This window comes from Phocaeicola sp., from assembly GCF_048170425.1.
Lineage (GTDB): Bacteria > Bacteroidota > Bacteroidia > Bacteroidales > Bacteroidaceae > Phocaeicola.
Window position 1 is genome coordinate 1 of record NZ_DBEXBB010000286.1, and the last position, 10,068, is coordinate 10,068.

The 10,068-nt window shown below is 45.8% G+C and carries 8 protein-coding genes; 5 read left to right on the forward strand and 3 right to left on the reverse strand.

The features are described 5' to 3' along the window. Positions 1 to 127: 127 nt before the first annotated feature. Positions 128 to 307, forward strand: a complete 180-nt coding sequence (locus tag ACMJ0U_RS11265) for a hypothetical protein (RefSeq protein ID WP_417130011.1) — start codon at positions 128 to 130, stop codon at positions 305 to 307. Positions 308 to 423: 116 nt separating this feature from the next. Next, positions 424 to 2,955 (forward strand): TIM-barrel domain-containing protein, encoded by a 2,532-nt coding sequence (locus tag ACMJ0U_RS11270; protein WP_417130016.1) that lies wholly within the window; start codon positions 424 to 426, stop codon positions 2,953 to 2,955. Positions 2,956 to 3,042: 87 nt separating this feature from the next. Here ACMJ0U_RS11270 and ACMJ0U_RS11275 read toward each other — a convergent pair whose 3' ends face one another. Continuing rightward, positions 3,043 to 3,612 carry a porin family protein gene (locus tag ACMJ0U_RS11275; RefSeq protein WP_417130012.1) on the reverse strand — a complete coding sequence of 190 codons (570 nt, stop codon included), beginning with the start codon at positions 3,610 to 3,612 and terminating at the stop codon, positions 3,043 to 3,045. A gap of 272 nt (positions 3,613 to 3,884) precedes the next feature. Continuing rightward, positions 3,885 to 6,170, reverse strand: coding sequence for an outer membrane beta-barrel protein (locus ACMJ0U_RS11280; RefSeq protein ID WP_417130013.1), 2,286 nt, complete (start codon positions 6,168 to 6,170; stop codon positions 3,885 to 3,887). Between the two features lie 126 nt (positions 6,171 to 6,296). Between ACMJ0U_RS11280 and ACMJ0U_RS11285 the strand changes: the two genes are divergently transcribed. The 3 genes from ACMJ0U_RS11285 to ACMJ0U_RS11295 are packed head-to-tail and all read left to right on the forward strand — an operon-like array spanning position 6,297 to position 9,466. Beyond that, positions 6,297 to 7,700 (forward strand): sensor histidine kinase, encoded by a 1,404-nt coding sequence (locus ACMJ0U_RS11285; protein WP_417130014.1) that lies wholly within the window; start codon positions 6,297 to 6,299, stop codon positions 7,698 to 7,700. A 10-nt stretch (positions 7,701 to 7,710) separates the two neighbouring features. Then, entirely contained in the window at positions 7,711 to 8,412 is a 702-nt protein-coding gene (locus ACMJ0U_RS11290; RefSeq protein ID WP_417130017.1) for a response regulator transcription factor, read from the forward strand. Between the two features lie 19 nt (positions 8,413 to 8,431). Then, the gene (locus ACMJ0U_RS11295) at positions 8,432 to 9,466 is read left to right on the forward strand and encodes a threonine aldolase family protein (protein ID WP_417130015.1); all 1,035 of its coding nucleotides are present in this window, start codon (positions 8,432 to 8,434) and stop codon (positions 9,464 to 9,466) included. A 70-nt stretch (positions 9,467 to 9,536) separates the two neighbouring features. Here the strand turns inward: ACMJ0U_RS11295 and ACMJ0U_RS11300 are convergent, their stop codons facing one another. Beyond that, entirely contained in the window at positions 9,537 to 10,064 is a 528-nt protein-coding gene (locus ACMJ0U_RS11300) for a sugar O-acetyltransferase (protein WP_417130018.1), read from the reverse strand. Positions 10,065 to 10,068: the final 4 nt, after the last annotated feature.

A 10,068-nucleotide genomic window follows, 5' to 3' on the forward strand; every position in this document is an offset into this window, starting at 1 on the left:
AATTTTAGAATTATAAGGTGTGGCAATATTGCCAAAAAGATGCTTGCTTGTCCATCAGGTATTTATGCCGTTTATTTGGGGATGCAAAAGTCATTTAATGGTGGAAAATATCAACAATCCACAGTCGGTGAGAGTTGTGGATACTTATAATCAGACGGTAGCTGTGTACGATGCAGCAAAGCAGAAGATTACAGGCTATGAGAATCAGGTATATGCTTCATACTCTCCCTGCCACATGCCGAAGCGTTTCGTATCATGCAGCAAATGGATGCTTTGCACCAAAAATGGGGAATATCTCCGGCGATAGAGAGTGAGTACTTTGTGATATGTAGATTGTATAAATTTAATCGTATGAAAAACAACTTAATTTACCTATGGGTTAATTTGCCCCGTTGGACTTTCTTTCATCTAAGGGGCTCCAGAATTCTTTGTGTTTTATTGTTTTTAAGTATTGTCTTTTCCGTAAGGGCTGTAGAATGTAGAGGTAATGTGGCTTATACGGATTCTCATGTCCGGATAACAGTCGTTTCAGACGGAGTAGTACGACTTGAGTATGTGCCAGATGGACACTTCGTAGATGAGGCTTCTTTTATCTGTGTAAATCGTAGTTATCCGGAAGTGAAGTATAAAACTGTCAGTAAAAAGGGATGGATTGAGATTTCTACCCCTAAGATGTCAGTTCTTTATAAAAAAGATAGTGGGAAATTTACGAAGGAGAATCTTTGCATAAAGTCTTCGAAGGGGCTTTCACCTGCTTTTGAGTGGCGGCCTGGTACGGTGCAGCAGGCTAACTTGAAGGGTACTTACCGTACACTGGATGGACTTGACGGAGAATACCAGCGAATGGACTGGGTGAAAGACACAAAGACTGGGCAAAAGGTTAATCTTGAAGATGGCCTTTTGGCAAAAGATGGCTGGACATTGATAGATGACTCACAGGGTTTCTTATTTGATGGGGATAAAGACTGGAACTGGGTGAAGCCTCGTGCAACAGGCGAAGGACAGGACTGGTACTTCATGGCTTACGGTCATGATTATAAAATGGCCTTGAAAGAATTTACTCAGTTTTCCGGTAAGATACCTTTGCCTCCCCGCTATACTTTTGGCTATTGGTGGTCGCGCTACTGGTCTTATTCAGATAACGAATTGCGCCGGTTGGTAAATAAGTTTGACTTGTATCAGATTCCGCTTGACGTACTGGTTGTAGATATGGACTGGCATTATACGGAGCCCGGACGGGGTGGATGGACCGGATGGACATGGAATCGGAATCTCTTTCCTGATCCAGGAAAATTCCTTTCCTACTTGCAGGATAATCGTTTGAAAATAACCCTGAATCTTCATCCGGCTGATGGGGTGGCTTCGTATGAAGAGAAATATAATCAGATAGCAAAAGACATGGGTGTTAATCCGTCTTCCGGAAAGAAAATAGACTGGGTGTCTTCGGATAAACGTTTTATTAAAAGCATGTTTACACACATTCTTCATCCCATGCAAAAGGAGGGAGTAAGTTTCTGGTGGCTGGACTGGCAACAGGATTTATATGATGCGAAGATGACAAACCTGTCCAATACCTGGTGGATTAACTATATTTTCTTCAGCGATATGGAGCGCCGGAACCAGGGACGTCCCTTGCTGTATCACCGTTGGGGAGGACTGGGAAATCACCGGTATCAGATTGGATTTTCCGGTGATGCATTTGTCACCTGGAATTCATTGAATTTCCAACCTTATTTTAATTCTACAGCCTCTAATGTGCTGTATGGTTACTGGAGTCATGACATTGGCGGACATTTGGGAGATAGTATTAGCCCGGAACTATATATCCGTTGGTTACAGTTTGGTGCTATGAGTCCGGTTATGCGTACTCATTCGTCAAAAAGTGCGACTTTGCGGAAAGAACCATGGGCTTTTGGAGATGAATACTTGAATGTAATTCGAGACATCATTGTACGGCGATATGAAATGGTGCCATACATTTATACAATGGCTCGCAAGGCGTATGATGAAGGATTGTCGTTGTGCAGACCCATGTATTATGAGTATCCGGAATGTCAGGAAGCGTATGATTTTAGAAATGAATACATGTTCGGAGATAATATGCTTGTCTGTCCGGTGACTGCTCCTGGAAATAAAGGTTATGCCAGAGTGAATGTCTGGTTGCCCGATGGTGAATGGTATGAACTGTATACAGGTGAACGTTTGCAGGGAGGCCGTATATGGGAGCGTTCTTTTGCGATTGATGAATATCCGGTATATGTGAAAGCGGCCTCAGTAATACCCATGTATGATAAGGAGGTGCGTCGCTTGGATAAAAACGATGAGGATATTGTGCTGAATGTTTTTCCAGGTAAAGGGAATTCCTCTTTCTTGATGTATGAAGATGCAGGAAATGATTGTGGTTACGATAAACATTATGCAACCACATCCATTAAGGTGACGGCTACTGATAATGAAACGCAAGTATTTGTGGAAAAACGTAAAGGGGAGTATGAGAATATGCCTTCTACCCGTCGTTTTAAGGTGAAGCTGTGTGCTTCTTGTATGCCGGACTGGGTTACGGTCAATGGAGAGAAAATGGCTTGTTCATATCTTCCGTCAGAAGCGGCGGTGATAATAGACCTTGGGGAGTGCGATGTGGCTGAAAATCAGGAAATAAAGATTGGTTATCCTTCTGTTCGCCCTCGTGCCGAAGGATTTATAAAGGCTTCCAAAAGATTATTGGAGGCAGTTGAGGCACTGAAGTACAAAGATGCAGGAATTGTATTGAAAGATGAACTTGGTTCTATGTCAAGTATTTATGAGTCGGTTTCTTATAAGCCGGAAAGTATAAATGCATTGCTGGAATCGTTCTGGAAGAAATACGATGAAATGCCTGCGGTATTGGAACGGCAAGGATTGTCTGTGGAGCATCGTACATGGTTCCTGGAGAAAATAAACTGGACGCGGGATTAAACCGCAGTGCTTCTATTTGAGAATGAAGGACCTCCTTTAAGGCGAAGACACAAACGCTTTAAAGGAGGTTCTAATTATATGGGATTCTTAGAACATGTACGCAGCTGAAATTTGCCAAGTATTTTGTTTAAAACCGATAGCTTCATTAGCATGGATGGTCCCATTATCTTTCAGGGCAAAGTTGTAATTAGCACCTACTTGCAAGTGTCCAAAGAGTTTTACGCCAGCACCTACATTGAAACTAGTTGTGTTTTTTTTGAATTCGCATACATTGTCGAACCAGCGGTCGCCTACATTAAATCCGAATTGGGGTCCTACGGCTACATATGCACCTATCAGACTGCTGAATCCGATGGTCCATCTCAAGTTAATCGGAATTTCGATAGTTTTTTTGGTAGAAGTACCTTCTTCTGAGTCTACGCCAAATTGATTATACAATGCAGAAGCATCAATTCCCAATCCTAAAAGTGGTAGTGTGAATTCGGCCGTTGGACCGATAAAAAATCCTGTCCGGTTATCTGAACTGAATGTTTCTTCAGAAAGGTGCAGCTTTGATACGTTCAAACCTGCTTTTACTCCAAATTGTATTTGAGCTTGTGCTGGAATAGCAATTACCAGACAGGCCATTACCATCAGTGTAGATAAAAACTTTTTCATAATTTATTTCGTTTATAGGTTTTTTGCAAAGTTAGATATTAATTGAATATAAAAAAGAGGTTATTAGAAGAAAAGTGTAATTTATTCTGGGGTTTTTGTCGTAAAGTAAAAAGATTTCTAGGTTTTTCGCAGCGGAACTTTATGTTTCTCGTGACAGAACCCTATTTTTCTCACAAAGAAAACATAGGGTTCTGGGGTGGAAAATGTAGAAGGTAATAAGTCACTTTATTAATGAATCCTTTGCTTTTTCTTAATTCAGTAGAGTCGATATTTTAATTTCCAAACCGTGAAGTATCTACCTCCTTCACTTCTTTTTTCTTGTAGCCGCCAAAGCGGTAGCTGAACGAAAGGGTAACGCTCTGCATGTAGCTTTTGGTATTCATGTCGAGATGTTGCGCGCCGTTCCGGACTTCTGTCTTGGGATTCATCGTATTGAACAGGTCACTGCCCTTCAGTTGGAGCATGGCTTTGTCCTTGGCAAAGGTATAGCGCAGGGCTGCATCTACGAAGGCCACTGGCTGTATGTCGTAACTGCCTTGTATGGATTGGGTTTGTCCGAAAGCGGTAACTTCCATTTTCAGGTTGGGCTGGCGGCATAGCTGGAAGGTATGTGTCCAGTGTCCTACGCCGACCCATTGCTTCTGATTGAAAGGTGCATCGTAATATGCGCTGGCCTTGTCGTGTTTCAAGGTGGCCTGTAGGGTGAGACGGCTGTCCCACCAGTTTCCTGCCTTGAAAGGAAGGATGGCGGTGAAAGAGAGGTCTTGGGTGTAATCCCAGTTCTGCCAGTTGTAGATGGCTTTCAGATGGTTGGAATCCAGGTATACGGTCTGCATGAAGTAGTCGGGTGTATAGCTGTAGCTTGCCTGAAAAATGTATTTGCTTTTCAGGATGTAGGTCAGGTCAACGTTGTAATCGGTATAGGGGCGAAGGAATGGGTTTCCCAAACTTTCGTTGTAACCGTTCAGGTAGCTGGTGGCGCCACTCAGTGTCCAGTAATCGGGATAGGTCTTGTCAGAACTGAAAGACAACTGGAGAATGTGTGAGGCGGAAGGCATGTAGTTCAACTGGAGGGTGGGATAGACAGCCCATTTCCGGTAATCTTGCATCTGGTAGTATTCCAATGTGGCAGAGGCACTCAGGGTCCATTGGGAGTTGAACGACTTGTCGAATCCGGCGTAGACGTTATAGGTGTATTCACGGATACGGCTGTGCAGGTTGTTACCTTGCATTTCCGGCAAATCATAATTCTGGGTGTTTTGGTTGTTGACGTAGGTAAAAGAAGTTCCGTAGTTCAATGTCCATTCTTGTGGCAGTGTGTGATGCTGGTCGGCATAGATTTTCCAGCGGTCAATGTGCTGATCGGAACAGCTTATGAAGCGGGTTTCTACCTCTTCTGGACTACGGTCGAAGAAGTTTTGCGTATCGGTTGAGGTAAAATAGGTGTAGTCGGCTCCCGCCTGAAATCCGAATCCGGAGGTATAATACAATGCGGCATTGTGCATCTGATGGTGAGCCTGGGAATGATTGAATGATTCGGAAATACTCCCGTTGGAATGGCTGTCGTCGGTTTTGTCCGGACTGAACTGGGTGGTATAGGACAAGTTCAGCGAGTTGTCTTTATCAAATTTATACGTCCCTCCGGCGCGCAGGGTGTGCGTCAGGCTACGTCCTTGGTTATCGGTCACCTGATTCACATCATATACCTGCTCCTTCACCGTATGGTGGGCAATGAAATCAATGTAGCCACGGGTGTACCGGCTCTGAAGGTTGTACATGAAATCAAGGTCAATTTTAGGAGAAGTATAGGCCAGTGTGACGCCTCCGTTGCCCCCGGCTTCCTTCTGCTGTTTATATTCACCGTTGACTTCTCCTTGCAGGCCTCCTTCGCCGGGTTTATATCCTTTCAGTACGAGATTGATAGCCGCACCGCGCACGTGGTATTGCGGAGGAGCGCTGTACATCACTTCCGCTTTTTCCACGCGCGAGGCCGGCATACCCTTTAAGAGAGTGATGAGTTGTTCGTAGGTCATGGATGAGGGACGTCCGTTCAGCAGCAGACTGACTCCGCCTGCTCCGGCCAGTGTCAGTACATCGTTCTGTTCGATAACCCCCGGAAGCTGTTTGAGGGCTTCGTAGGCGTTGGTGACCAGCCGTTGGGAGGTCAGCTGCGGCATGTCATAGGTCAGTCGGCTGCCTTCCACGGTGACCAGCGGGCGTTCGCCTTGTACCACGACTTCCTGAAGTGCGTAGTCTTTCGGTTGCAGTATAAACGTGCCGGCATCGATTCCTGTGCCTTCTTTTTCCTGTGGTTCATACAGCAGGTGCTGGAACAGCAGGCGATAGTGTGCCGGCTGGTGATTCAGCAGGAAACTACCGTCAGCATTTGTAATGGTAGCTTCTACGAAAACGGAATCACGTGTCTGGAGCACGACCGTGGCCCCGTCAATAGGCTGACGGGAAGGGTCGGTAACTTTACCTGAGATGGTTTGTGCGGTGGCTGTTTCGAGCATCGTACCGAGCAGTAACAAGATGCTCACTAAAAAATACTTTTTCATATCGTTCGTGTCTTTATCTTTCATTATCTTTGACACTGCAAAACTAAAAAGGCCGTTTCGCTTTTTGGGTTAAGACAAGGTTAACGCTACGTTAACGTCTTTCGTTTACGTGAAGAATATACGCTTATGAAGATGAAACACATTCGCTGGATTGCGGTAGTGGGACTGATTGCGATTGTCGAACTACAGTATGTCTGGCTGGTCAACACTTACAAACTGACCCGTGAGAACGTCATGCGGCAGAGCCATGAACTATTTAAAGACGCGGCACTCCAGGAGGCCTTTGGTCGGATGATCCTTTGGAAACAATTGCATGGGAAGAAGGATTCTACCTACACTTATCAATTTAAGCTTGAGGCGGATGTCGTGGACAGCGATACGGTACAGGAGGAGGAGATTCCGGAAACGCGTCAGTATATCGAATCGGCTGTGTTTATCGCCATACAGGAAGGGGTATCGAATACGTTCAAGATGGATGTGTCCTTGCATAATCTGGATTCTATTTATGCTCACATGCTGGATTCGGTCGGTATCTCGGCCAAGGTGTCGACTTGTGTGACGGATTCGTTAGGTAATGTGTTGCGGGCATCCTCTCCACAGGCAAAACTGGAAGGACAAAAATACTTGAAAACACGGCTGGTGTCTATTAACAAGGCATATACTCGCTATCTGCAAGGGGTGATTCTGAATCCTTACTGGGTGATTTTCCAGCGTATGACCCTGCTGTTGATTGCCACGGTACTGATTATGGTACTGGTCATTATCTGTATTGTGTATCAGATTCGTGTCATTATCCGGCAGGGCAAGATAGCCAAGGTGAGAGAGGACTTTTCGTATGCCATGATTCACGATATGAAGACGCCGCTGAGCTCCATCCTGATGGGGACGGAGATTCTGGAAAGCGGACGCCTGGACGGACAGCCGGAAAAGAAAGAACGTTATTTTCGTATTGTGAAAGAGGAAGGAGAGCATCTGCTGGCATTGACCAACAAGGTGCTGACGCTTTCCAAACTGGAGAATCATGCATTGAAATTGCAGCAGACGGATTGCTTGTTGCAGCCGATTCTGGAGGACTTGGCGGAGAAGTATAAGGCAAAAACTGCCAAGCAGGTTGCGTTTGTATGGAATTTGCAGGAGGAAGTGGTTTGGGCGGATGAGGAATTTTTGAAAGAGGCGCTCAGTAATTTGATAGACAATGCGTTGAAATATTCGGGCGAAGCGGTGGAAATTACATTCCTCTCGGAACGGAAAGCGGATGGAACAGTCTGTGTGACGGTGGCCGACAATGGTTTCGGTATTCCGTTGAAAGACCAGCGGAAAATTTTTGAGAAATACGAACGGGCAGCAGCCAGTGAACGCAGCCATTCCGGCGGAGCATCTGGTTTCGGACTGGGACTGAATTATGTGCTTCGGATTATGGAAGCGCACGGCGGACGGGTCACGCTGGAAAGCATGGAGGGGGAATACAGCCGGTTTACCTTGGCTTTTCCTCCGGAGGATGCCCTGGAAAATAAAAAAGAGGAACAATGAAATGGAAGAGATAATCAAATTGTTGTTGGTGGAAGATGACGCGAATCTGTGTTATATCATTCAGGGTGGTCTGGAGGATATGATTGGAGGGTATAAGGTGCTGACGGCATCCAATGGCGAGGAAGGACTGGCCGTATGGAAGGCACAGCAGCCGGATGTCATCGTAGCCGACATTGAGATGCCGGTAATGGACGGATATGAGATGGTACGGCGTATCCGGGAGCAGGATGAGCATGTGCCCATCTTGTTTACTTCCGGGCGTGTGTCACCGAAAGATGTGGTGAAAGGTTATGAACTGGGGGTGAATAACTATGTCAAAAAACCATTTCTGGCCGAAGAACTGCATGCACATATCACGGCATTGTTGAAACTGACGCGAGGGATGCCGGCACAGAAAGAAGTCCGGGAGGTACCCATCGGGAAACTGTTCTCCTTTGATACGGTGCGTGGCGTATGGAAACAGAAAGGGGGAGAAGAACGGATGCTGACGGTACGGGAGGCTGATTTGCTTCGTATGTTGTGTGAACACAAGGGACAAGTCGTGCGGCGGGAGGTCATCTTGTCGCGTCTATGGAATACGGAGGAAGATTATTTTGCTTCGCGCAGTTTGGATGTGTTCGTGTCTCGCTTGCGCAAACTGTTAGCGGCCGATGATACGGTGGAACTGAAGACTGTGAAGGGAGTGGGTTTGATGTTGGAAGAAAAAGTCTAATTTAAAATACAAAACGAATATGCAATATTTTAAAAGTGATTACATGGAAGGAGCGCATCCGTTGATTTTGGAGCGCTTGTGTCAGACGAATATGGAGAAAACTTCGGGCTATGGCACGGATGAGTATTGTGCATCGGCTCGCCGGAAAATAGCAGAAGCTTGCGGATGCCCGCAGGCGGAAGTACATTTCATGGTGGGAGGTACGCAGACCAATGCCACGGTCATTACGGCCTTGCTTCGTCCGTATGAGGGAGTAATTGCAGTAGAAACGGGTCACATCAACCAGCATGAAGCCGGGGCGGTGGAAGCAGGAGGACATAAGGTGCTGGCTTTGCCTCACCATGAAGGAAAGCTGGATGCGGCAGAAGTAGACCGTTATGTGACGGCTTTCTATCAGGATCCGAGCTGGGATCACATGGTAGCTCCGGGAATGGTGTATGTATCGCATCCTACGGAATACGGTACACTTTATACGCTGGATGAACTGAAGGCTTTGTCTGCCGTGTGCCGTAAGCATAAGATTCCGTTGTTCCTCGACGGGGCTCGTCTGGGTTACGGACTGGCAGCACGGGATACGGATGTGACTTTGAAAGACATCGCTTCCTTGTGTGATATTTTCTATATTGGCGGAACTAAGGTTGGTGCTTTGTTTGGCGAGGCGGTCGTAATTCCGCAGCCCGGACTGATTCGCCAGTTTGATACCATTGTCAAGCAGCGGGGCGTGTTGCTGGCCAAGGGACGTCTGTTAGGTTTGCAGTTTGATACCTTGTTTACAGATGGCTTGTACCTGAAAATTGCCCGTCATGCCATTGATATGGCTGACCGGATTGTGGAAGGACTGAAAGCAAACGGCTATACATTCTACATTCGTCCGCAAAGCAACCAGTTGTTTGTACAGCTTGAAAACAGTTTGTACGAGAAACTGGCACAGCGTATCGGCTTTGAAGTGTGGGAAAAACGGACTGACGGTACGACAGTGGTACGTATCGCGACCAGTTGGGCTACACGTGAAGAAGATGTGGCAGAGTTGCTGGAGGAGTTAAAGAAAAAATAATTGGGTAAATGATTGTATAAAGAAAGAGTCTTTTGCTTTTTATTCGGTAAAGCAGAAGACTCTTTTTTCTTTATTCATTGGTTAGTTCTCGTATGACTCTACAAGGATTCCCGTATGCCAGTACTCCAGAAGGTATGTTCTTGGTCACTACGCTACCAGCTCCGATTACGGTATTATCACCTATTGTTACACCGGGAAGGATGCACACGTGTGCACCAATCCAGACATTATTCCCAATAGTAATGGGATAAGCATATTCCAAACCTTCGTTTCGTTGAGGAACATCTAAAGGATGTCCGGCTGTATAGATTCCTACATGGGGAGCTATGAATACATGATCTCCGATGGTTACACGGGCACCGTCAAGAATGACTAGATTGGTATTGGCAAAGAAGTTTCTTCCGATGTGGATGTTATAGCCATAGTCACAATAGAAAGGAGAAATGATGCAACCTTCTTCCCCCATATGCAGTATGGAGCGAATCAGTTGGTCTCTTTCTTTTTGTTGGTGAGGAGACAATAGATTATATTCATGTAATTTACAGCGGGTTTCCAGCATCTCTTTTTGCAACAGCGGGTCATAGTTCGCATTATACAATTCG

Coding starts and splice junctions, on each gene's coding strand:
- ACMJ0U_RS11275 (WP_417130012.1), bottom strand. CDS start 3,612: ATGAAAAAGTTTTTATCTACACTGATGGTAATGGCCTGTCTGGTAATT.
- ACMJ0U_RS11280 (WP_417130013.1), bottom strand. CDS start 6,170: ATGAAAAAGTATTTTTTAGTGAGCATCTTGTTACTGCTCGGTACGATG.
- ACMJ0U_RS11285 (WP_417130014.1), top strand. CDS start 6,297: ATGAAGATGAAACACATTCGCTGGATTGCGGTAGTGGGACTGATTGCG.
- ACMJ0U_RS11295 (WP_417130015.1), top strand. CDS start 8,432: ATGCAATATTTTAAAAGTGATTACATGGAAGGAGCGCATCCGTTGATT.